Annotated in this window: 20 protein-coding genes, 1 tRNA gene and 2 pseudogenes; 13 read left to right on the forward strand and 10 right to left on the reverse strand. The window is 61.9% G+C overall.

What is annotated here, in order from left to right:
* Positions 1–104: 104 nt before the first annotated feature.
* The 4 genes and pseudogenes from MJ956_RS07270 (at position 105) to MJ956_RS07280 (ending at position 3,462) form a co-directional block, all read left to right on the forward strand.
* A complete protein-coding gene (locus MJ956_RS07270) occupies positions 105–1,676 on the forward strand; it encodes a recombinase family protein (protein WP_341482703.1) in 1,572 nt (523 codons plus the stop codon).
* A pseudogene (locus MJ956_RS18885) lies at positions 1,676–1,915 on the forward strand (ParB N-terminal domain-containing protein); the annotation flags it as partial. The gene MJ956_RS07270 and the pseudogene MJ956_RS18885, both read left to right, overlap by 1 nt.
* A gap of 111 nt (positions 1,916–2,026) precedes the next feature.
* A complete protein-coding gene (locus tag MJ956_RS18890; protein WP_341482704.1) occupies positions 2,027–2,566 on the forward strand; it encodes a plasmid partitioning protein RepB C-terminal domain-containing protein in 540 nt (179 codons plus the stop codon).
* Between the two features lie 5 nt (positions 2,567–2,571).
* Positions 2,572–3,462: a plasmid partitioning protein RepB C-terminal domain-containing protein gene (locus tag MJ956_RS07280; RefSeq protein WP_253963855.1), complete on the forward strand. Its 891-nt coding sequence runs from the start codon at positions 2,572–2,574 to the stop codon at positions 3,460–3,462.
* Between the two features lie 95 nt (positions 3,463–3,557).
* Here MJ956_RS07280 and MJ956_RS07285 read toward each other — a convergent pair whose 3' ends face one another.
* Together MJ956_RS07285 and MJ956_RS07290 are read right to left on the reverse strand one after the other, a co-directional pair.
* Positions 3,558–3,881 (reverse strand): DUF3768 domain-containing protein, encoded by a 324-nt coding sequence (locus MJ956_RS07285; protein WP_253963821.1) that lies wholly within the window; start codon positions 3,879–3,881, stop codon positions 3,558–3,560.
* A complete protein-coding gene (locus tag MJ956_RS07290) occupies positions 3,878–4,126 on the reverse strand; it encodes a hypothetical protein (protein ID WP_253963822.1) in 249 nt (82 codons plus the stop codon). The genes MJ956_RS07285 and MJ956_RS07290 overlap by 4 nt, the downstream gene beginning before the upstream one ends.
* A 409-nt stretch (positions 4,127–4,535) precedes the next feature.
* On the opposite strand from MJ956_RS07290, the gene MJ956_RS07295 reads away from it, so the two are divergent.
* Both MJ956_RS07295 and MJ956_RS07300 read left to right on the forward strand, forming a co-directional pair.
* Positions 4,536–4,889: a hypothetical protein gene (locus MJ956_RS07295; protein ID WP_253963823.1), complete on the forward strand. Its 354-nt coding sequence runs from the start codon at positions 4,536–4,538 to the stop codon at positions 4,887–4,889.
* Complete coding sequence (locus tag MJ956_RS07300) at positions 4,886–5,899, forward strand: hypothetical protein (RefSeq protein ID WP_253963824.1); 1,014 nt, start codon at positions 4,886–4,888, stop codon at positions 5,897–5,899. Before MJ956_RS07295 ends, MJ956_RS07300 begins: the two co-directional genes overlap by 4 nt.
* 23 nt (positions 5,900–5,922) lie before the next feature.
* On the opposite strand, the gene MJ956_RS07305 is transcribed toward MJ956_RS07300, so the two are convergent.
* The 3 genes from MJ956_RS07305 to MJ956_RS07315 are packed head-to-tail and all read right to left on the reverse strand — an operon-like array spanning position 5,923 to position 8,701.
* Positions 5,923–6,483 (reverse strand): SLATT domain-containing protein, encoded by a 561-nt coding sequence (locus tag MJ956_RS07305; RefSeq protein ID WP_253963825.1) that lies wholly within the window; start codon positions 6,481–6,483, stop codon positions 5,923–5,925.
* Between the two features lie 9 nt (positions 6,484–6,492).
* A complete protein-coding gene (locus MJ956_RS07310) occupies positions 6,493–7,872 on the reverse strand; it encodes an SMODS domain-containing nucleotidyltransferase (RefSeq protein WP_253963826.1) in 1,380 nt (459 codons plus the stop codon).
* A 46-nt stretch (positions 7,873–7,918) separates the two neighbouring features.
* On the reverse strand, positions 7,919–8,701 hold the full coding sequence (locus MJ956_RS07315) for a hypothetical protein (RefSeq protein ID WP_253963827.1): 783 nt from the start codon (positions 8,699–8,701) through the stop codon (positions 7,919–7,921).
* Between the two features lie 335 nt (positions 8,702–9,036).
* On the opposite strand from MJ956_RS07315, the gene MJ956_RS07320 reads away from it, so the two are divergent.
* Entirely contained in the window at positions 9,037–9,375 is a 339-nt protein-coding gene (locus tag MJ956_RS07320) for a hypothetical protein (RefSeq protein WP_253963828.1), read from the forward strand.
* Positions 9,372–10,406 (forward strand): annotated as a pseudogene (locus tag MJ956_RS18980) (recombinase family protein); the annotation flags it as partial. The gene MJ956_RS07320 and the pseudogene MJ956_RS18980, both read left to right, overlap by 4 nt.
* Before the next feature lie 499 nt (positions 10,407–10,905).
* Here MJ956_RS18980 and MJ956_RS07325 read toward each other — a convergent pair.
* The 4 genes from MJ956_RS07325 to MJ956_RS07340 all read right to left on the reverse strand — a co-directional run bounded on the left by MJ956_RS07325 (position 10,906) and on the right by MJ956_RS07340 (position 14,861).
* Positions 10,906–10,982: transfer RNA gene (locus MJ956_RS07325), tRNA-Arg, on the reverse strand.
* 111 nt (positions 10,983–11,093) lie between these two features.
* Positions 11,094–12,536, reverse strand: coding sequence for a sensor histidine kinase (locus tag MJ956_RS07330; protein WP_253963829.1), 1,443 nt, complete (start codon positions 12,534–12,536; stop codon positions 11,094–11,096).
* A gap of 128 nt (positions 12,537–12,664) precedes the next feature.
* Positions 12,665–14,092: a dihydrolipoyl dehydrogenase family protein gene (locus MJ956_RS07335; protein WP_253963830.1), complete on the reverse strand. Its 1,428-nt coding sequence runs from the start codon at positions 14,090–14,092 to the stop codon at positions 12,665–12,667.
* A 1-nt stretch (position 14,093) separates the two neighbouring features.
* Positions 14,094–14,861, reverse strand: coding sequence for a TVP38/TMEM64 family protein (locus MJ956_RS07340; RefSeq protein ID WP_253963831.1), 768 nt, complete (start codon positions 14,859–14,861; stop codon positions 14,094–14,096).
* 369 nt (positions 14,862–15,230) lie between these two features.
* On the opposite strand from MJ956_RS07340, the gene gcvT reads away from it, so the two are divergent.
* Genes gcvT through gcvP form a run of 3 tightly spaced genes read left to right on the forward strand, consistent with a single transcriptional unit; the run spans position 15,231 to position 19,611 of the window.
* On the forward strand, positions 15,231–16,373 hold the full coding sequence (gcvT, locus tag MJ956_RS07345; RefSeq protein ID WP_256477766.1) for a glycine cleavage system aminomethyltransferase GcvT: 1,143 nt from the start codon (positions 15,231–15,233) through the stop codon (positions 16,371–16,373).
* 12 nt (positions 16,374–16,385) lie between these two features.
* Entirely contained in the window at positions 16,386–16,748 is a 363-nt protein-coding gene (gene gcvH, locus MJ956_RS07350; protein ID WP_253963832.1) for a glycine cleavage system protein GcvH, read from the forward strand.
* Complete coding sequence (gene gcvP, locus MJ956_RS07355) at positions 16,717–19,611, forward strand: aminomethyl-transferring glycine dehydrogenase (RefSeq protein WP_423724813.1); 2,895 nt, start codon at positions 16,717–16,719, stop codon at positions 19,609–19,611. Before gcvH ends, gcvP begins: the two co-directional genes overlap by 32 nt.
* Positions 19,612–19,671: 60 nt before the next feature.
* Here gcvP and MJ956_RS07360 read toward each other — a convergent pair whose 3' ends face one another.
* Entirely contained in the window at positions 19,672–20,358 is a 687-nt protein-coding gene (locus tag MJ956_RS07360; RefSeq protein ID WP_423724814.1) for a GntR family transcriptional regulator, read from the reverse strand.
* Between the two features lie 109 nt (positions 20,359–20,467).
* Between MJ956_RS07360 and MJ956_RS07365 the strand changes: the two genes are divergently transcribed.
* Both MJ956_RS07365 and MJ956_RS07370 read left to right on the forward strand, forming a co-directional pair.
* A complete protein-coding gene (locus MJ956_RS07365) occupies positions 20,468–21,547 on the forward strand; it encodes a 4-hydroxythreonine-4-phosphate dehydrogenase PdxA (protein WP_253963834.1) in 1,080 nt (359 codons plus the stop codon).
* A gap of 104 nt (positions 21,548–21,651) precedes the next feature.
* On the forward strand, positions 21,652–22,635 hold the full coding sequence (locus MJ956_RS07370; RefSeq protein WP_253963835.1) for a TRAP transporter substrate-binding protein: 984 nt from the start codon (positions 21,652–21,654) through the stop codon (positions 22,633–22,635).
* The last annotated feature ends 85 nt before the right edge of the window (positions 22,636–22,720 follow it).

Consider the following 22,720-nt stretch of genomic DNA (forward strand, 5'->3'; position numbering starts at 1 on the left):
GCATCCTCCATACAGCTATAGTCCCGGCCGTGTTTCGTTGCCCGGCGCGAGACGTCGCGACGGGTTTGTGTGCTTTGAGCGCGTCGAATTGATGGCTGGACGAGGTGGCAAATCGAAGTGGCGAGCGGAACTCCAATGGCGGACGTGGGGCCGGTCCCCTCCGGGCGGCAGAATACGTGCGCATGTCGACGGAGCATCAACGCTACTCCACCGAGAACCAGTCTGATGTCATCCGGCGCTATGCCGCACAGCGCGGTATCGAGATCGTCCGCACCTATGTGGATGCCGGCCGTAGCGGACTGAACATCGAAGGACGTTCCGGCCTTCAAAAGCTCATTGCCGATATCGAAAGTGGCGGCGCCGATTTCTCGGTCGTTCTGGTCTACGACATCAGCCGCTGGGGGCGATTTCAGGATGCGGATGAAAGCGCCTTTTATGAGTATCGTTGCCGCCGCGCCGGTGTCCGTGTCGAATACTGCGCCGAGCAATTCGATAATGACGGCAGCATTGGCTCTGACGTGCAAAAGGTCGTCAAGCGGCGGATGGCTGCCGAGTACAGCCGCGAACTATCGGTCAAGGTCTTTCAGGGACAGTGCCGGCTGATCGAACTTGGGTTTCGTCAGGGCGGGCCGGCAGGATTTGGTCTGCGTCGCGAACTGCGTGACGAGCAAGGCCATCCGAAGGGCTTGCTCGGTGCGGGCGAACACAAAAGCATCCAGACCGATCGCGTCGTTCTTGTTCCGGGTCCGCCGGACGAAGTAGCGATCGTCCGCTGGATGTATCGGCATTTCGTCAATGATCGGAAGGATGAGGGTGCAATCGCGGCTGAGTTGAACGACCGTGGCGTCGTAACTGATCTCGGTCGTTCGTGGACGAAGGGCACGGTCCACCAGATCCTGATCAATGAGAAATATGTCGGCAACAATGTCTGGAATCGCGTCTCCTCCAAGCTGAAGCACCGGCGGACTTCCAATGATCCCTCGATGTGGGTTCGGGCTGACGGTGTTTTTGAAGGCATTGTTGATCGGGCGCTCTTCGCTGCCGCGCACGAAATTATTGAAGCGCGATCGCGCCATCTTTCCGATGAGGAGATGCTGACACTTCTCCGCACCCTGTTCGAGGCCAATGGCCTGCTCTCCGGCCTCATCATTGATGAGGCCGAGAATTACCCGTCAAGCAGCGCCTTCCAAAGTCGCTTCGGCGGGTTGCTCAAGGCCTATGCGCTGGTGGGCTTCTCGCCGGATCGCGACTATCGCTATGTCGAGGTGAACCGCGCATTGCGCCGTCGGCATCCGCAGGTTGTTGCCGATACCATCGCCGGCATCGAACGGATCGGCGGCCGTGTCGAGAAAGACCCGCTCACGGAACTGCTCACCATCAATCGCGAGTTCACGGCGTCCCTGACGATCGTCCGGTGCTTTGAAACCGGCGCCGGATCACTGCGATGGAAGGTGCGACTGGACCGCAGCCTTCTACCTGACATCACCATCGCCGTGCGCATGAATCGGATGAACACCGAGCCGCAGGATTACCTGCTGCTTCCAAGCCTCGATATGGATGCCGATGTGCTGCGCCTCGGCGAAGAGAACGGCATCTGGATCGACGCCTATCGCTTTGACTCGCTCGCCCCGCTGTTCGAACTGGCGGAGCGGGTTCCCATCCAGGAGGTGGCCTGATGAATACCGCCCAACAGTCACGCCATGTCGACCTCGTTCCGGTCGATCGGATTACCGTGCTCAATCCGCGTGCCCGCAACAAAAAGATATTCCGGGAAATCGTCGCGAATATCGCAGCGGTCGGTCTCAAGCGCCCCATCACCGTGACGCGGCGGGATGGTCCGGAAGGACTGCATTACGATCTGGTCTGCGGGCAAGGACGTCTCGAAGCATTTCAGCAACTCGGCCAACGCGACATTCCGGCCTTTGTCATCGAAGCTGACCAGCAGGCCTGTTTGGTCAAGAGCCTTGTCGAGAATTGCGCGCGGCGCCAGCATCGCGCCATCGATCTCGTCCACGACATCGGCGGTATGAAGGAGCGCGGCTATGCTGATGCCGATATCGCGCGCAAGACGGGTCTCTCGCTTGAATATGTGAAGGGCGTTGCGCGACTGCTCTCACGCGGCGAACAACGGCTACTGCGGGCCGTTGAGTCCGGGCACATTCCTGTCAGCGTTGCGGTCGAGATCGCTGAGGCGGATGACGAAGGCGTACAGGAAGCCCTGCATCAGGCTTATGAGAAGAACCTCCTTCGCGGCCGGAAACTGATTGCGGCCAAGCGCCTTGTCGAGAGCCGTCGGCGGCGCGGCAAAAGTCTGTCCAACAACGCCAAGCCGCGGCCACGTATGTCATCGGACGCTTTGGTCAAGGCGTACCAGGAAGATACCGACCGGAAGCGCTTTCTTATCCGCAAGGCCGATGCAACGCGCAGCCGTCTCATCTTTATCGCGCATGCGATGCGGGAGTTGCTGCATGACGACCGCTTTGCCGATCTTCTCAAAACCGAAGGGCTCGACAGTCTGCCGAAGAAGCTTGCGGCGCGGATGGATCGACAGGAGCTGGCGAGATGAACCGCATGTCGCCGCCGCAGTCCGTCGCGATTGCCTTCGAGCGGGAGACGCGCGTGATCCCGCTCGCGGACATCACACCGCTACGGCTTGTATCGGACGATCTCAAGAAGACGCAAAAATTCGGTCAGATCCGTTCATCGATCCAGCAATCCGGTCTCGTTGAGCCGCCCGTCGTGGCGCCGGAACGCGGTAGCGCCGGCAAATACCTTTTGCTCGACGGACACCTTCGGCTGGCGGTGCTGGCCGAAATGGGCACGACGGAGGTGAACTGCCTGATCGCCACCGATGACGAAGCCTACACCTATAACAAGCGCATCAGCCGTCTCGCCATCGTTCAGGAACATCAGATGATCCTGAACGCAATCGAGCGGGGTGTGTCGGAAGAGGTCATCGCCAAGGTGCTGAACGTCAATGTCCAGCACATCCGGCTCAAGCGTCGCCTGCTCTCCGGCATCTGTCCGGAAGCGGTCGAGATGCTGAAAGACAAGCATGTGCCGATCAACACCTTCACCGAACTGCGCAAAATGAAGCCGCTGCGCCAGATCGAGGCGGCGCAGCTGATGGTCGCGATGAACAAATATTCGGTATCCTACGCAAAATCGCTCCTCGGCGCGACGCCACAGTCACAGTTGATCGATACCGCCAAGCCCAAAAAGATTGACGGGCTGAGCGACGAACAGATCGCACTGATGGAACAGGAGTCCGCTAATCTCGACCGCGAATTCCGGCTGCTTGAAGAGACCTATGGTGATGATCACCTCGATCTGGTTCTCGCGACCGGTTACATCAAGCGGCTCATTGAGAATGCGCGGCTCGTCCGCTTCTTGGCGCAGTATTATCCTGAACTGCTGATGGAATTCCAGAAAATCACCGACAGTCCTCAGGCACATAGTTGATCTTGATGCCTTCGCGAGACCGCGCGCGTAGCGCGGCCTCAAGCTCGATGTGTACCGGCGCGCATGACGAGATGAGAGGCATCTCGTAATTCGCACTAATACTCCTCGGCCAGCATGATGGTGAGGACGCGGCGCGTGACTGCAGGATCAGCCGGATCGGGGCTGAGGTACTGATAGTCGGCGTCATAATAATCGATCTTCCAGAAGACCGTCCCGACATCATCGATTTCGAATGCCCCGAAGTCGTGCTCGCCGTAAGGGTCATCGCCTTCGGCAAAGGCGGTGAATGTTCGCACGGCGGTGATGACCGCCTCGCGCTTGTCATCCGGCAAGGCGCTGATCCCTTCGGTCAACACCACCTTCCCGGTAAGGAAGGTGTTGCGCAGCAGATCATTCAGCTCTGCGATCCGGGCGCTCATTGCGCGCCTGCGTCATCATCGCCGCCCACCGGAAGGACGAAGATGACGCCCTGGCGCTGGGTCAATTCGACGGGGATGATGTCGAGGCTGAGGATGCCGCCGGTCTTGCCTTTCTTGCGGGGCCAGACGGCGCCGATCTCTTTCGGACGGCCGAGAATGTCGTTGCCTCTTTGGTCCTGTCCGACGATGCGGGAGAATGTCACCCGGAATAGCGGACGGTCGTGTTTCTGGTTTCTGTCAGTCATGGTTTTTCCTTTCTGTTACGGCCGCGCCTATCGCGGCCTGATGGCGTCCGACCGACAGGGCGACACAGCCCACGCACCCCGAAGGGGCGGGCAAAGCGGAAAGACGGCGCATGCCGTTGCGTGCGGATGGGGCGTTCTGTCAGGACAGCCGGGTAATCAGGTCGCTGCCGGCGTGACCGTTTTGAACAGACAAGGATTTGACTGATCGGAAACCTTCCGATCGCCGGTTTCGGAAAGTCTGAATGTCATCGGACACTGATCGGAAAAGCTGTTCGATCGGCCGCTGCGGCAATCGGAATGTCTGATGGCGTGCGGGAAAGGCCAAGGGAGGCTTCCCTCAACTTGACCCTTCCGGCTCGGCCTGTACCTTGATCCGGAAACTTCTGAAGCCCATTCCGAAGGGGGATTGATGATCGACCGCAAGGTCGCTGACCGTGCTTTGAGTAATCGCACGACATCCGGTTCCCAGGGGCTGGAAGCGCTGGCTGAGGGGTTGGGTTTGCGGATCGCGCCGGCGACGGTCGGTCCGAAGAACCTGCTCTCGTACATTCTCAACGATCGCGGTGTGATCGCACGGATCGAGACGCGCCCGGATGGCAGTTTGCGATGGCTCGGTCATTGGATTGGTGGGAGCAACGCCGGATGCGGGACGACACAGGAAGAGCTGCTTCCCGACATCGCTCGTCAGTTCGATCGGGCGACGCGGCGGACACCGTGGCGATCGCTGATCTGGCCTTCCGAGATGATCGGGGAATCCGTGTGAGCGCTGCTACCCGTCTGAACGACGCGCTCGACCGCGCACTCCGCCATGTCGCGGAAGTGATGGAGGAACCTTACGCGCTTGAAGTCCGATTGAGCGTCGAAGATGACGCAGCATTTTGGGCCGTGGCCGAACCGGACGGTGATGGCCTGCATCTTACCATCAGCACCGGGGTCGTCAGCGGTCTGCACGATCTATGGTCTGCGGCCTTTCAGGATGACGGGCTTTTGGTGAATGACGGCAAGCGGATCACCGACGATATCGCGTTCATGACTGAAGTCAGCCTGGTTTTCCTGCTGCTGCATGAAATGGCCCATTCAGATCTTGACCATTTCCGGTTCACCGGCGGCGGGATTTCCGAAGCCGGCACTTCGCGCACACGCGGATTGCTGTCACGCGCAGCGCAGGAAGCGGGACCTATCGATGAATTCGGCTACAAGAACCGTTCGGCGGCTGAACGCTGTCTTGAATTGCAGGCCGACCATGAAGCGATCGAATTCTTGCTTGAAGGCTATTCGGACGAAGAATGGGATGTCCTACGCGTGCGTACCGCTGCCGTCATGGCGGTGATGGTGCTGATCGAGCGTGAGGATGAAGCAAGCGGCTCGGACAACTCGACGCATCCGAAAGCGGCTACGCGGATATTCCAACTGCTCGGGCATCTGGCGAGCCTGTGGTCGGTTCCGGCACAGATCAAGGCGCAGGAACTCGGGCTATCGGAAGTGCGCGCAGAAGACCTGCCTCCCGACGCCGAGATCGAGGCCTATCAAAGGACAGTCATCATCCCCGCCTTTACCGATGCGGCTGTGCTGGCGCGCGCCGCGACGGCAGATAGCGTGGCACACGATCTTGGTGATCCGGCCGACTTCTTTGCCGATATCGGAACTGTTCAGGCGGGTGCGGCAGAGTCAGAAGCGGAATTGCGGACGGCCGGTGCGAAAGAACTGGTGACCCTCATGCCGCTCAACGCCGCGATCATGGCGATGATGGGCGAGCGCGGGCTGTCGCCGTGAGCCGTGATACGTCGTTGCACCACTCAGACCGTCGGTCTGCTCGCTCGCCTCAATGAGAGCGGAAGGAAGCAGTCGATTTCTTCAGGCCTGAACGTCAGGTCTTCCTTGTTCTTCAAGCGATCCTGGGCAGCCCTGTAGGCCTTTCCGTTGGTTTGCGGGGCCGATTGATATATAGCTGCGAGCATCGTCTGAAGCTCGTCGCGCCGGGCTATCGCGGCCTCGGGACTCAACATCGGTAGGTCCGTCAGCAATGACAGATAGCACTCGCGCACGTTCCAAAGCTTCGATGCGGCATCACGGTGCTTTTGCGCAATCGCACCTAGATCAAAATTCTTCAGGTAGATGGATACGAAGAGCGTCGAAAACGATAGCACGACGGTGCCGATCTCGACCCATAGCGCGTTGGTGAATATGACTCCCACGGCGCCCGTACTTGTTAGCGCCGTCAGGACAATCTGGGCCACCTTAAACTGGTTGAGCCGTGCCGTGCATTGATCGGCCATCTGTTCGTGCGTTTTGTGCGAGTAGACAACACGCCCGAAGCATTCGCGAACTTGCTCTTCCAGTGTGACAGTGTTTTCCAAGCTAGTCTCCTAGGCCGCTGCCGCAACTTCGGCGCTGATCGGAACAAGGACGTTGTCGCGTGCCACGACCACCCCATTTTGTACAGCGTAGCACTCGACAAGATGGTTGCCGCGAAAACTGGTGCGCTCTTGACGTTCCCAGTGACCGTCGTCTTTTAGAATTTGTCCCCGAATTTCATCGCGCCGCTCGGCTTCCTCGCCTCGGTTCAGCACCTTCCAATACAGGTCGACATCGTCAGGAAGGTCACTCCCGTCAGCTACGAAAAAGCGGAGGCTCTTCTTTTGCAGAAGGATGCCGTGCCGTGCGAGGAGATCGAGCAGCATGGTCGGCCGAAAACCATTCTGCGTGACTTCACAGTTGATCTGAAGATCGTAGCGGATATCGACGGGAAAGCGGTTTTCGATAAACTCCTCAGTATAGCGGAATGCTGCTTTGGCAACCGATGTCGCGGCGGCATCTTCCGACACGGCTTCGGGAGCGGGATAGCCGTTGCCGAACACCGCCCGCCATTTCTGGCGCTCGCTCTTTTGTCCGCTCGCCGCGATCGCTTTCTCGCAAAGCTCATGCGCCTCCGCTGCCTTCTTCTCGAAGCGCTTTTTCACCCGGACGCGTTGACGGCTGCCAAGTGCCGCATATTCCGATTGCCTCGGCTGATCCGCCAGATACTTGAAGAAATCGCGGCACATATAATCGTACCAGAGATAGCTCTTCGTATCATATTCCTCGGTCGATTCGAGGAAGTTGTAGGCCAGAGTGTCGATGAGCAACCCGCCCATAGCGACGCCATGCTTGTTCTTCCAGGCGCGGGTCATTTTGCAGAGGCGGCGGAGGTTCCGGTTCTTCCGTGCATTTGCCGCGCGCATTTCATCGAGTTCGGCCTGGGGCTTCGTGATCTTCCACGATCCGCCGTTTTTCGTGTCCGGATACTTGTAGCTGCCGTCGTCCTGCCTGAACGCCGGCATCACCTCGATGTGGAAATCCTTGTAGAGCACCCGAACGACAAGGCGGTCCACCTTGACGGTGGTGGCAGGGTAACGCGCCTTGATCGCGTCCCTGGTGTCGCGAAGAAGCGCGTATTGCCCCCCGTTCTTGTACGTCTCCCACTTCGATGCAGGAACGATGTAGATCATATCCAGATCAGATATGCCCTTGATAGCCGTCCAACGACCGTAAGAGCCGACTTGAAGGCTGTTGGTCGTCTTCGACTCCGTGTCGCGAAATTCTTTGTTCAACACCGATGTGATCTCGCCGTACCGAAGAGCGATAATGTCAGCGTTGGTAACCTGGATGTTGCTAAGGAACGTCTTGAAATCGTCAGCAATGCTCATCGAAAACACCGTCTGCCAGGCGGGATGACCAACAAGCAGAGATTCGGTGATCGGAGTCAATCAATGTTCCGGTTTTGTCCACGTGAAATGGCCACGCAGCCGAGACTCAGCCATTGACGAAGATCACATTGAGGCGATGCACCGCCACTGTCCTCGCTTCGGCCTCACCAAGGTCGTGCGCAATCGCGTCCAGGGTTTCCGGCAAGACGGCATGGCCAAGCGTTAGCTGTTTTCCGAACGGTCGGATGACGCTCTCCGGCCCGACTAGAAAGACAAAGCCGTGTAGTCCGGCATCGGCTCTTTCGCTGAGCATGACCGGCTGTCCAGTGTCGATGTTATAGGGCAACGGCTGCGTTCCGAGAGAGCATGGAATCGCCATCGTAACGTCGTCATGGCCGAGCGCCATCGGAAACCAATCGCCCTCATATTCCTCCAGCCCGAGGACGAAACCGGGGACCGCGTTGCGGATCAGGAAGCAGAAGCGTTGGCCAAGGGGAACGGGCTTGTCGGCGACGGGATTCTTGTCGGCCCGCTCCACGAGGCCACGACCTTGCTTCGGCCGTACTAGCAGGGCGTCGCCATAGCGACCGCGGGTTTCGAGAAACTGCTGCCAGTCGCTTTTGAGGGACGGGTCGAACAGAACCGGATCAAGCCGGATCGCCAGATCGAGATGGTTGGCGACGATCCATTCAAAGATGCGCAAGGCGCGATCTCTGGCGATGGTGCCCTTGGCGAAATTGCTTTGATGATAGGTGGCGGCAACGTGCAGCGCCGGCTTGAGTTCTTCGAGAAAGAACTGCTGCCAGCTTACGCCTTGGGTTTTGAGGATCGTGCTGGTGACGCGGTGTAGCGCCTTGCGCTCTCCGATTGACGCCTTCAGCCAGTTCACCGCCAAATTCTGCCCCCTGCTATTCTACCCAATCTACCAGCCGATCCGCCGTATTTCGACCCGGCATACCGGTTCTAGAATGAGTCGCGAGCCAAAGATGGTCCGCTATCTGGCTGCACACATATGCATGTTTTTCACCAGCACAGCCGCAGCGAAAACGGAGCGGTAGAACATGAACACCAACGGATATCGGAAATATTTGAAGCTGCACTGCACAATTTGCATACCACATCGAAGCTGATTTTGCAGAGGTTATCTCTTCATATTTTCCAAAGTTCCAAGAAAATTATTCTGACAAATACACACGAATTTATCCAGAAAGGCGAAGTCGAAAAATGGCTAAAATCGAAGAGGACAACAGCGTCAGTAATGCAAAAGCACTGCGTCTTTCTGTTGACTGGCAATTATATGCGGACGCTCTCGATCAGTCCGACCTTACCGATGATGAAAAGCGTGAATTCATAGAAACGCTATGGTATATTGTTGTCTCCTTCGTTGATCTTGGCTTTGGCATCGACTCCGTGAGTTATGCCTTCAACAGCCGCCAACCCCAGTCAGAACCTGGCGCTCAGGTTTTGCGGTTGGAGAAGGATTCGTCGCTCCGTCAGCGATTTGAGGGCGCAAACGACCAAATGAATAATAAGGAGAGAGGCCAGAAAGGCAGGAAAGCATGAGATTTGACAATGGGCCAAGCCATAATGTCACGCAGGCGATCATCTATTGCCGCGTGTCGAGCAAGGCCCAGACCAAACGCGGTGACGGGCTCAACTCACAGGAAACCCGCTGCCGCGAGTACGCGAAATACCGCGCCTATGATGTGGTGCGGGTCTTCACTGACGATCTGACGGGGCAGCGCGCCGACCGGCCCGGCCTCCTATCCATGCTCGCCTTTCTCAAAGCCGACCGCAAAAATCCGCATGTTGTCATCATCGATGATTTGACGCGCTTCGCGCGCAATGTCCGCATTCATTTTGATCTGCGCCAGGCCATTGTTGAGGCCGGCGGCATTCTGGAATCACCCTCCGTCGAACTACGCGACGATGCTGACGGTGAACTCCACGAGTATATTCTCGCTTCTGTCTCCCAGCATCAAAGCCGAAAGAATGCCGAGCAGACGCTGAACCGAATGCAATCGCGTTGCCTCAACGGCTATTGGGTATTCCAGCCGCCGATCGGCTACCGCTACCAGAAGGCTGATGGGCATGGGAAATTGCTTGTACGCAATGAACCGCTAGCCTCGATTGTTCAGGAAGCATTGGAAGGCTATGCCTCCGGACGCTTCGACACGCAGGTCGAAGTGAAGCGCTTCCTCGAAGCACAGCCCGACTTTCCCAAAGACCTGCCTGATGGCCAAATTCGCAATCAGCGGATCACCGACATCCTGACACGTGTCACCTATGCCGGCTATCTCGAAGTGCCCAAATGGGACATCTCCCTGCGCAAGGGACGGCACGACGGCCTGATCACCCTCGAAACGCACCAGAAGATTCTTGATCGTCTCAAAGGCGGCGCGCGGGCGCCGGCACGAAAGAATATCAACGCCGACTTTCCGCTACGGGGGTTTGTCCTGTGCGGCGATTGCGAGCAACCGTTGACGGCCTGCTGGTCAACCAGCAAGTCGGGTGCGAAGCATCCTTATTACCTCTGCTACAACCGTGCCTGCGAAAGCCATCGCAAGTCGATACCCCGCGACCGTCTCGAAGGCGAATTTGAGTCGCTGTTGTGCCGCCTGCAACCGTCGCCGACACTGTTCGACATCACCAAAGCCATGTTCCGCAAAGCATGGGATGCGCGGCTGGCTCAGGCCGAAACGCTCAAGACCACGCTACAGCGCGACATTATCAAGGTGGAAAAACAGATCGAACAGTTGGTCGACCGCATCGTCGATTCTGACAGCGCGACAGCCGTTTCAGCCTATGAGCGTCGGATCGCAAAACTGGAGAAGGCAAAGCTGCTGGCCACCGAAAAACTGGCCAGAGGGGTCGGGCCGAAGCGGAGCTTTGAGGATTTGTTCGAACTCGCCATGGCCTTTCTCTCAAACCCTTGGAATCTCTGGAATTCCGAGCGGCTGGAGGACAAGAGAACTGCCCTCAAACTGACCTTTGCCGACCGTTTGCCGTATCACCGGAAAAGCGGATTTCGAACACCAAAAACCACTATACCGTTCAATATGTTAGGAGGCCTGACCATGCAAAAATGTGAGATGGCGCGCCCGAAAGGATTCGAACCTCTGACCCCCAGATTCGTAGTCTGGTGCTCTATCCAGCTGAGCTACGGGCGCGCATACGAGGACGTCCGGAAAGGCGGCTCGCTCGTGAGCCGCTAGGTAGCCGCTCGGGCTTTGGAATGCAAGTCGGCATCGGCCGCAAATTTTCAGCCAGAGGTCCCACCCTCAGTCAACCGGCCCTGCGGTCGCGCCGTGCGACGAACCCGCCGGCAGCCGGATTTCGAAGCGGGCTCCCGGCGTCGCGCTGTCGGCGAGCGCGATGCGGCCGCCATGCGCCTCGACGATCTCCGCCGCGATGGCGAGGCCGAGGCCGGTACCGCCGGAACGCACCGACCCCGTGAACGCCTTGAACAGGTTTTCCCGGGCCCGTTCGGGAAGCCCCGGTCCGGTATCCTCCACGACGATCAGCGTCTCGCCATCGGCCTCCTGCCGCGCGGCGATGGTGATCCGCCGCACCAGCGAGGGCTCCTCTGCCTCGTTGCCCTCCAGCGCCTGCACGGCGTTGCGGCAAAGATTGACGAGCACCCGGTGGAACTGGTCCGGATCGACCTCCACCTCCAAACCCCCGCCCACCGCATTGACGCAGTCGATCTTGGACTCCGGCGAAACCGCGACCATCTCGAAGACGTGCTTGACCAGCTGTTTCAGCCGTACCCTGCGCTTGACCGGCGCGTTTTCGACCGCGCTCCCGTAGGCCAACACCGATTGGGTGTAGTTCAGGGCCCGGTCGAGGCTCCGCAGCAACATGGGCGCGACCCGCTGGACGCGCGGATCGTTGAGGGTGGCCAGGCGATCCGAGATCATCTGCGCCGAGGCGAGGATGTTGCGCAGGTCGTGATTGATCTTGGAAACGGCGAGGCCGAGATCCGCCAGATGGCGTTGTTCGCGCAAAGTATCGGCCAGGCGCGTCTGCATGGCGGCCAGCTCAGCCTCCGCCACGCCGATCTCGTCGTCGCGCCCGGTCGGCCGGATGATTCTGGAGACATCCGCCGGCTTCTCGCCGAACCGGATCATCGAGCCCGTCATCGCCTGGATCGGGCGGATCAGATAAGCGCTGATCGAGCCGTAGACGAGAAGCGCGGCGAAGGAGGCGATCGCCAGGGACAGAAACAGGATGTTGCGCGAATAGATCAGCATGTCGCGACGCAACGGATATTCCGACATCACCACCTCGCCGACCAGCGATCCGTCGCCGACCGGGCCGAACACCCGCATCGTCCGGTCGTCGCCGGACAGAAGCGTGTTGAGCGCGCCCGTGACCATCCGGAACGGGTTCTGACGGCTCAGATCGATCTGCAGATCGACGACATCGAGCGTGTCGTCACGGGCGAGCAGCCGCGAGACGTCGTCCTCGACGATCGCAACGAGCTTGGCGTCGAGGGCCTTGAGCAGGCTCGCCTCCTGGTCGGGGCCCAGCACCGCGTCGCCCTGCGGATTGTTCTGCCGCGAGGCGAGGCCTGCGACGGCCGCGGTTTCGATCTTGGCCGACAGCCACTCCTCGCGGAAATTGGCGATCGAGGGAACGAAGATGAGCACCTCGGCGAGCATCACCGCCAGCATGGTGATGAGCAGGAGCCGCGTCGAAATACGCCGGCGGACGAGCGGCACGCGCGCGGCATCCTTCGATCGACGATCGGCGGGTCGCTTCGGGTCCTGCGGCAATGCGGCGCTCGTCCCTTCGGTTGCAGTCTTGAGGCCTGGGGATTCGACCGGCTCGACGCTATCCATGCGCCCGGTCAGCCGAACCGGCTCAAGAAGCCGATAGCGCGGCGCACCAGCGGACGTCGCGTATAGGGATGATAGTAGGAGGTGGCCGCCCGTTTGCCAATTTCGGAAAACGTCGGATAGGGCGAGACGAAATCGCGCAGATCGGAAATCTTCAGGCCCCGACCGATCGCCAGCGAGAACAGATTGGTGAGTTCGCCCGCCTCGGCGCCGACGACACCGGCCCCGAGCAGCCGTCCGCCGCGGCCGACGACGAGCTTGGCCAGCCCGTGGGTGCGCCGTTCGGTCTGGGCGCGATCGTTTTCCTCGAAAGGCCAGCGCAGCACGTCCACAGTGAGCCCGCGCGTCGTGGCCTGCGCCTCGGTCAGGCCGACCTGGCCGAGTTCCGGATCGGTGAAGGTCACATGCGGAATCTTGTCGTGATCCGTCTTGATCGGCAGGCGAAACAGGATGGCTCTTATGACCAGCCCGGCGTGGTAATTGGCGACATGGGTGAATTGCGGGCCGCCGGCGATGTCGCCGACGGCGTAGACCCGCCGGTTCGAGCTGCGCAGATCGGAGCCGACCTTGATGCCGCGCCGGTCGTGTTCGATGCCGGCGGCTTCGAGGCCGAGGCCCTCGACATTCGCCGCCCGGCCGACCGCGACCAGGAGATGGCTCCCCTCGATCGTCGCTTTCTCGCCGTTCTTGCGCCCGACGGAAAGCCGGACCACTTCCCCGCCTCCTTCGACCCCGACCACCTTGGTATGTTCCTCGACGACGACGCCTTCCGCGCGTAAGGCCTCAAGGACAACGGCGGCGAGTTCCGGATCGTCGTTGCCAAGCGCGGTCTCGCCTTCCACCACGGTGACCTTGGCGCCGAGCCGGCGATGCGCCTGCGCCATTTCCATGCCGATCGGGCCGCCTCCGATGACCAGGAGATGGTCCGGCCGCTCGGTGAGGGAGAAGATCGTCTCATTGGTGAGATGCGGCGTCTGGGCCAACCCGTCGATGGGCGGAACCAGCGGCGACGAACCGGCGGCGACGACGAAGCGTCGGGCGCGGATCAGCTGGCCGCCGGCATTGACGGTGTTGGGGTCGGTGAAGTGCGCATCGGCCTTGATCACCCGGACGCCGAGACCTTCGAAGCGCTCGACCGAATCATTGGGTGCGATCGCCCCGATCACCCCGTCGACATGCGCCTTCACGGCGGCAAAATCGACCGCCGGCTCGCCGGCCGACACGCCGAACAGCGGCGCGGCGCGAATAGCGGCGGCGTGCTTGCCGGCGGCGAGCAGCGCCTTTGAGGGGACGCAGCCGTAGTTGAGGCAATCGCCGCCCATCAGGCCGCGCTCGACGAGAACGACCGGCACCCCGAATGCGGCGGCGGCCGCGGCCGTGGTCAGGCCGCCCGACCCGCCTCCGATGACGCAGATGTCGGGTGTCAGGATCTCGGCCATCTCAGCCTCCGCGTGGCTTCGCTTCGGCGGCGGCCGGGCGCCGTCCACGAAAATAGGTCTTCTTCAGGACCAGACCGAGGATCGCGAAGGCGGCGAGCCCGAGCAATGCGATGGTCATCTCCGTCGTCAAGAGATCGGCGAGCTCGACATCCCCCTCGCCGACATTGACGAGCGCCTGATTGATGCCGCTGCCGAGGAAGGCATAGACCATCGAACCTGGGATGATGCCGATCAACGTCGCCATGACATAGGTTCTGAGCGGAACGTCGAAGAAGGCTGGCGCCACGTTGACAGCGACGAAGGGCATGACCGGCGTCAGCCGCAGGACGAGAAGATAGGCGAAGGCGTCGTCGCGAAAACCGTCGGCGAAGCGCGCAATGGCACCGCCAGCGCGCTTGCGCAGCAGATCCCCGAATGCGTAACGCGCGGCCACGAAGATGACCGTCGCGCCGATCGTGGCGCCGATGATGGTGAGGATTCCGCCGAGCAACCACCCGAACAGGAAGCCGCTTGCGACGGTGAAGATCGCCGCCGCGGGAAAGGCGAAAGCAACAAGAACGGCGTAGCCGACCACATATCCGACCGAGGCGACGGCCGTATTTTCCGAGACGAAGCGGCCGAGAAGGTCACGGCTGGCGAGGAAGGACTCGAGCGAAAGATAGCCATGCAGACCGAGGCTATAGGCAAGCAGCAGTCCGGCCGCGATGATCGCGAGAGGAAGGTAGCGCTTGAGTGTGGATATCCAACCTGCGCCGCCGTCCGTTTCCATTCCGTCTCCTCTTTCGCGCCGCCTGCCAAACGCACACGACTGACACGTCGCCGGCCACCGATTTGCGGACGACGCCATGTCTTTGGCGCCAACATTGCGCGCCACAGCCCATTCGCAAAGGGAAAAGACGCGATCACGCGGCATCTCACGCCGTAGTGAAGACCGATAATGCTTAAGATACACCCTTTCGGTCCGGTTCACACGCGATGAATCACCCGCGCCCACCCCGCATCCAAGGCCCCCGACAACATGCGGTGACACGGAGCATTTCCGGTTGGACGGCCCCGCCACAAGGCCAGGAAACGGCTAGTGACGCGGCGCCGATCCTGACTATAGTGAGATCGGATCCAAGGGCCGGAGGCAAGGCGTTTGAGTAAGACGGCAGAGTTGTTGAAGACGCCGCTGTTCGACCTGCACATGTCGCTCGGCGCGCGGATGGTGCCGTTCGCCGGCTACGACATGCCGGTGCAGTATCCGGCCGGCGTGATGAATGAGCATCTGCATACGCGCGCCGCCGCCGGACTGTTCGACGTATCCCACATGGGGCAGGTGACGATCAGGCCGCGGTCGGGCGACATCCGCGACGCCGCGCTGGCGCTCGAAACGCTGGTGCCGGTGGACATCGCCGGCCTCAAGGAAGGGCGGCAGCGCTACGCGCTGTTCACCAACCCGGCCGGCGGCATTCTGGACGATCTGATGGTTGCCCATCGCGGCGACCATTTGTTCCTGGTCGTCAATGCGGCTTGCAAGGCCGAGGACATCGCCCATCTCAGCGCCGCCCTTTCGGAGAGCTGCGAAATCTCGCCGCTGACCGATCGCGCCCTGGTCGCGCTGCAAGGCCCGAAGGCCGAAGCCGCGCTCAGCGCGCTTTCGGGCGATGTCACCGCGATGCGCTTCATGGACGTCAGGGAGGTTACGCTCTGCGGCGCGTCATGCATCGTTTCGCGTTCCGGCTACACGGGTGAGGACGGCTTTGAGATCTCCGTCCCGACTGACCGGGCCGAGGCGCTCGCGACCGCGCTGCTCGCCGACGAGGCGGTGGAGCCGATCGGTCTCGGGGCCCGCGATTCCCTGCGGCTGGAGGCGGGCCTCTGCCTTTATGGCAACGATATCGACACGACCACGACGCCGGTGGAAGCCGCGCTCGAATGGGCGATCCAGAAGGTGCGCCGCGCGGGCGGCGAGCGGGCCGGCGGTTTTCCGGGCGCGGACAGGATACTGGCGGAACTGGCCGAGGGCGCGTCGCGTCGCCGCGTCGGGCTCCGGCCGGAAACGCGGACCCCGGTCCGCGGCGGCGCGGCGCTGTTCGCCGACGAACAGGCCGCCTCGCCTGTTGGCGCCGTGACCTCCGGCGGTTTCGGCCCCAGCATGGAAGGCCCGGTCGCCATGGGCTATGTCCCTTCGCAACTCGCTGGGAGCGGAACGCGGCTCTTCGCCGATGTCCGGGGCAAGCGTGTTCCGCTTGTCGTCACGCCGCTTCCGTTCGTCGCCGCCAACTTCAAACGTCATTAAAGGACAGCCTGGATGCTGAAATTCACCGAAGACCATGAGTGGCTGCGGCTCGACGGCGATATCGCCACGGTCGGGATCACCACCCACGCCTCGATTCAGCTCGGCGACCTCGTTTTTGTCGAATTGCCGGATGTCGGCGCGAGCTTCGCCAAGGGCGACGACGTCGCCGTGGTCGAATCCGTCAAGGCTGCGTCCGAAATCTACGCGCCGCTCGATGGCGAGATCACCGTGGTGAACCCGGCGATCGCCGACGATCCGTCCGTCGTCAACAACGACCCGATGGATGCCGGCTGGTTCTTCAAGATGAAGCTGAAGGATCCGTCGGCGGCCGATGTCCTGATGGATGAGGACGCCTACAAGGCGCTGGTCGGATGAGGCGTCACCCATGAGCTTCGATTTTACCGACTACGACCCTTACGATTTCGCCAACCGGCGCCATATCGGCCCCTCGCCGGCCGAGATGGGCGCGATGCTGGCCCTGCTGGGCGCCGATAGCCTGGATGCCTTCATCGACGAAACGGTCCCCGCGTCGATCCGGCAGAAAGAGCCGCTGGAATGGGGGGCGGCGATGACCGAGCGCCAGGCGCTGGACGCCCTGCGCGAGACGGCCAACCGCAACCAGAACCTCGTCTCCTTGCTGGGCCAGGGCTATTACGGCACCATTACGCCGCCGGTCATCCAGCGCAACATTCTGGAAAATCCGGCCTGGTACACCGCCTACACGCCCTATCAGCCGGAGATCAGCCAGGGTCGGCTGGAAGCGCTGCTGAATTTCCAGACCATGGTCTCGGACCTCACCGGCCTCGATGTCGCCAACGCCTCGCTCTTGGATGAAGCGACCGCGGCGGCCGAGGCGATGGCGATGGCGCAGCGGCTGTCGAAGTCGAAACGCACGGTCTTTTTCGTCGACGAGAACTGCCACGCCCAGACGATCGCGGTGATCCGGACCCGCGCCGAGCCGCTCGGCTGGCGGGTGGAAATCGGCGACCCCTTTGCCGATCTGAGGCCGGAGAAGGTGTTCGGAGCGATCTTCCAGTACCCCGGCACCTATGGCCACGTCCGCGACTTCACCGAGGTGATCGCGTCGCTGCATGGCGAGAACGCCCTCGCGGTGATGGCGGCCGATCCCCTGTCGCTGGCGCTCTTGAAGACACCCGGCGAGATGAACGCCGACATCGCGGTCGGCTCGACCCAGCGCTTCGGCGTGCCGATGGGCTATGGCGGGCCGCACGCCGCCTATATGGCGGTGAAGGACGCGCACAAACGCGCGATGCCCGGCCGGCTCGTCGGCGTTTCCGTCGATGCCCGCGGCAACCGTGCCTACCGTCTGGCGCTGCAGACCCGCGAACAGCACATCCGCCGTGAGAAGGCGACGTCGAACATCTGCACGGCGCAGGTGCTGCTCGCCGTCATGGCGGCGATGTACGTCGTGTTCCACGGGCCGGAAGGGCTCAGGGCCATCGCCCAGCGGGTCCACCGGCGCGCCGTTCTTCTGGCCAATGGGCTGAAGAAGCTCGGCTACACGGTCGAGCCGGATGCCTTCTTCGATACCATGACGGTCGAGGTCGGGCGGCTGCAGGGCGCCATCCTGAAATCGGCCGTCGCCGACGGCGTCAATCTGCGCAAGGTCGGCACCGACCGGATCGGCATCAGCATCGACGAGCGGACCCGGCCGGTCACGATCGAGGCGGTGTGGCGGGCCTTTGGCGGCGAGTTCAAGGTCGAGGAATTCGATACCGAATACCGGCTGCCGGAACCGCTGCTGCGCAAGACCGATTACCTCACCCATCCGGTCTTCCATATGAATCGCGCCGAAAGCGAGATGACGCGTTACATTCGGCGTCTCGCGGACCGCGATCTCGCGCTGGATCGGTCGATGATCCCGCTCGGCTCCTGCACCATGAAGCTGAACGCCACGGCCGAGATGCTGCCGATCACGTGGCCGGAATATGCCGAACTGCATCCCTTCGTGCCGCAGGATCAGGCGCTCGGCTACAAGGCATTGATTGCCGATCTGTCCGACAAGCTGTGCCAGATCACCGGCTACGACGCCGTGTCCATGCAACCGAATTCCGGCGCTCAGGGCGAATATGCGGGTCTTCTCACCATCCGCGCCTATCACCAGGCCAATGGCGAGGATCACCGCGACATCTGCCTGATCCCGACCTCGGCGCACGGCACCAACCCGGCTTCGGCGCAGATGGCGGGAATGAAGGTGGTCGTGGTGAAATCGGATGAGAACGGCGACATCGATGTCGACGATTTCCGCGCCAAGGCCGAGGCCCACGCGGCCAATCTCGCCGCCTGCATGATCACCTATCCCTCGACGCATGGGGTCTTCGAGGCGAGCGTCGCCGAACTCTGCGCCATCGTCCACGAGCATGGCGGCCAGGTCTATCTCGACGGAGCCAACATGAACGCCCTCGTCGGCCTCGCACGGCCGGGCGACTTCGGCGCCGATGTCAGTCATCTGAACCTCCACAAGACCTTCTGCATCCCCCATGGCGGCGGCGGTCCGGGCATGGGGCCGATCGGGGTCAAGGCGCATCTGGCGCCCTATCTGCCGGGTCATCCGGCGACGGGGGGAAGCGAGGGACCGGTCTCGGCCGCGCCGTTCGGCTCGCCCTCGATCCTGCCGATCTCGTGGAGCTACTGCCTGATGATGGGCGGCGCGGGCCTCACCCAGGCGACCAAGGTCGCGATCCTCAACGCCAATTACATCGCCAAGCGTCTCGAAGATGCCTATCCGGTGCTCTACAAGGCCAGGAACGGCCGGGTGGCGCATGAATGCATCGTCGACACCCGCATCCTGCAGGAAACCGCGGGCGTCAGCGTCGACGATGTGGCCAAGCGGCTGATCGACTGCGGCTTCCACGCCCCGACGATGAGCTGGCCGGTGGCCGGCACGCTGATGATCGAGCCGACGGAATCGGAGACCAAGGCCGAGCTCGACCGCTTCTGTGACGCCATGCTGGCGATACGCGAGGAGGCGCGCGCCATCGAGGAAGGTCGCATTGATGCCCAGAACAATCCGCTGAAGAACGCGCCGCACACGGTGGAGGATCTCGTCGGCGAATGGGATCGGCCCTACACCCGCGAACAGGCGTGTTATCCGCCGGGGGCGTTCCGCGTCGACAAATACTGGGCGCCGGTCAACCGCGTCGACAATGTCTATGGCGACCGCCACCTCGTCTGCTCCTGCCCGCCCGTCGAGGACTATCAGGAAGCGGCGGAGTAGCGCGCGGGCCGACCCGTTTCGCGCCCGCTTCCCATGCGGCGGGTGCGGCGGGCGAACCGGTCAGACGACGTCCTTGACCCGGTCCCAGGTATTCATCAGGTGCCGGGCGAGCACGTCGCCGAGGCGCGCGCCATCCCGAATCCGGAGCGCTTCGGCCATTTCCTCGTGCTCGGCGACGGCGTTCGCCCAGGCCTCCGGCCGCCGATTGCCGATGAAGCGGATCCGCTTCAGGCGCGACTGGATGTTCGCCTGCACGTCGCTCAGCATGTTGTTGCCCGAAAGCCGCGCGATCCGCGCGTGTATCTCCTGATTGGCCTTGTAATAGGGTAGTCGGTCCCGCGCCGCGTAATACACCATCATCTCGTCGTGGATCGCGAGAAGATCGGCGATCTCCGCGTCGCTGGCGCGTTCGCACACCAGCCGGCCGGCGAGTTTTTCCAATTCCGCCAGAACCTCCAGCATCGAGAACACGTCCTCGGGGGTCAGCCGCCGCACGACGCTGCCCCGGGCCGGCCGAATGTCGATCAGGCCCTCGCCGGCGAGTGTGCGGAGCGCCTCGCGGAGCGGCGTGCGGGAAACGCCGAGGGAATCGACCAGCGCCGCCTCGTTGATGCGCGCGCCCGGTTTCAGATGTCCCTCGATGATGAGGTCACGGATTCGGCCCGCGACCTGCTCGTGCAGGGTCTGCCTCTGGATCAGGGGAGCGTCCGGATAGGCGATATCGGCTTCAGCCGGCAGTTCAGTCACGATGGGCTCCAGCAGGTGGCAACGACCTCTCATAGCAAAAAAACCGCTTGCGCGCGTCAAAAGAAATATCGTATGCAAAATTCAATATCCAGAACCGGCGGGAGGCCGAATGCGAAACGATCTGGTGATCGCCTTTGCGATTGGTGACCCCTCGGGCATCAGTCCTGAACTCGCCGCGCGGCTGCTCGCCGATGACGTGGCATCCAGGGCCGTGATGCTGGTCATCGGGGATCGCCGCGTTCTGGAGATGGGAGCCGAACACGCTGGCGTCGCCATCGATCTGCCGATCTTGTCGCTGGAGGAGTTGGGGACGCATCGATCCGAGCGCTCGTGCTTCGTCGATCTCGAAAACTGCGACCCCGCCGCCATCGAGCTCGGCACCGCCAGCGCCGATGGCGGGCGATCGGCACTGGCGAATTTCCGCTGCGCGCTGTTGGCGGCCCATGCCGGCCATGCCGACGCGGTGTTCTTCACGCCCTTCAACAAGCACGCCATGCGGCTGGCCGAATCCGATTACGTCGATGAGATCGGCTTCGTGAACCGCACCATTCACGCAACGCGCAACGGCAGCGAGTTCAACGTTCTCGACGAAGTCTGGAACGCCCGCTGCACCTCGCATATCCCGCTGTCCGAGGTTGCCGGCGCGCTGAGCGAAGAGCGCATCTTCGAGAGCCTGCGCCTGACCGTCGAGACCATGCAAGGAGCCGGGTTCGCGCGGCCGCGGATCGGCGTCGCGGCGCTCAATCCCCATGCCGGCGACGGCGGCAATTTCGGCACCGAGGACGACGCGATCATCCTGCCGGCCGTCGAGCGGGCAGTGTCCCACCAGATGGCGGTGACGGGACCGATCCCCTCCGACACCGTGTTCGTGCGGGCCCTGAAGGGCGAGTTCGACGCCGTGCTGACGATGTATCACGACCAGGGACAGATCGCGATGAAGCTGGTCGGCTTCGATCGCGGTGTCACGCTGATCGCCGGCTACCCGTTTCCGATCGTCACGCCGGCGCACGGAACCGCCTACGACATCGCCGGCCAAGGCATCGCCAATGCCGGCGCCGGCCGCAAGGCGATCGAGCTCGGGCTGATGCTCGCGGCCCGCAAGAATGAGGCGGAGGAGAATCCACCGCCGCCGCATCAGACCCTGGCCGCGCTTTTTCGCCAGGCTCTCGAACCATCGGCCGCCGCCTGAGACGCACGGCCCAATTCCACGCGCAAGAACGGCCGGAAAAGGCCGCGCCCCGGACGACCAGACCAAACGACAGTTTTTCAACGCAGATGGGAGGAAAGATTATGATGCACACCACGTTGAAGGCGCTTCTCGCCGGCGCCGCATTGCTGGCTACCAGCGCCGCCGCTCAGGCCCAGGAAGAGATCATCTTCGGCATCAGCGCGGCCAATGGTTCGCTGCAGGAGCGGACCGCCAGCGAATTCGCCAAGCGCGCCAACGAAAAGCTCGGCGACAAGGCCGTGGTCAAGGTGTTCGACTCCTCGCAGCTCGGCAAGGACAAGGACATGCTGCAGAAGATCAAGCTCGGCACCATGCACCTGACGCTGCCGTCCTCGACCATGCCGGAGATCGCGCCGGAATACGCGATTTTCGACCTGCCCTTCATGGTCAAGGATCGCGACCACCTGGCGCGGATCGACGAAACCCTGTTCAAGGACGTGCTGGTGCCCGCCGCCGAGGCCCAGGGCTATCGCCCGCTGGCGATCTGGGAGAACGGCTTCCGTCAGATCACCAACAATGTCCGGCCGATCAACACGCCGGCCGATCTCGACGGATTGAAGATCCGCACCCCGAATTCGTCCTGGCGGGTGGCGATGTTCGAGGCCTATGGCGCCAATCCAACGCCGATGTCCTTCTCCGAGGTTTTCGTTGCGCTGCAGACCGGCGTCATCGACGGTCAGGAAAATCCGCTGACCAACATCGCCGCCGGCAAGCTCGACGAGGTGCAGAAATACCTGTCGATGTCCGGCCACGTTTATTCGCCGGCCTATCCGACGGTTGGGATCGCGACCTTCGAAAAGCTCGACCCGGAGGTTCAGACGGTGCTCGCCGAGACCGCCAGGGAGGTCGCGACATGGGCCCGCGAACAGGGCGCCAGCGCCGACGGCGAACTCCTGCAGAAGCTGAAGGATGGCGGCATGGAGGTCAACGAGGCCGACCGTCAGGCCTTCGTCGACGCTTCCAAGCCGCTCTATGAGAAGTTCGCGGCGGAAGTGGACGGTGGTCAGGAGATGATCGAGAAGGCCCAGTCGCTCGCCGACGGGTCCTGAGACCGCCAGAGGGATTCGGGGGCCGGCGAACCGGCCCCCGTCCTTCGCTCGTCAACCACCTCACGTGCCTTCTTTTGGAAAAACC

The organism is Aurantimonas marianensis, from assembly GCF_024195285.1.
Taxonomy (GTDB): Bacteria; Pseudomonadota; Alphaproteobacteria; order Rhizobiales; family Rhizobiaceae; genus Aurantimonas; species Aurantimonas marianensis.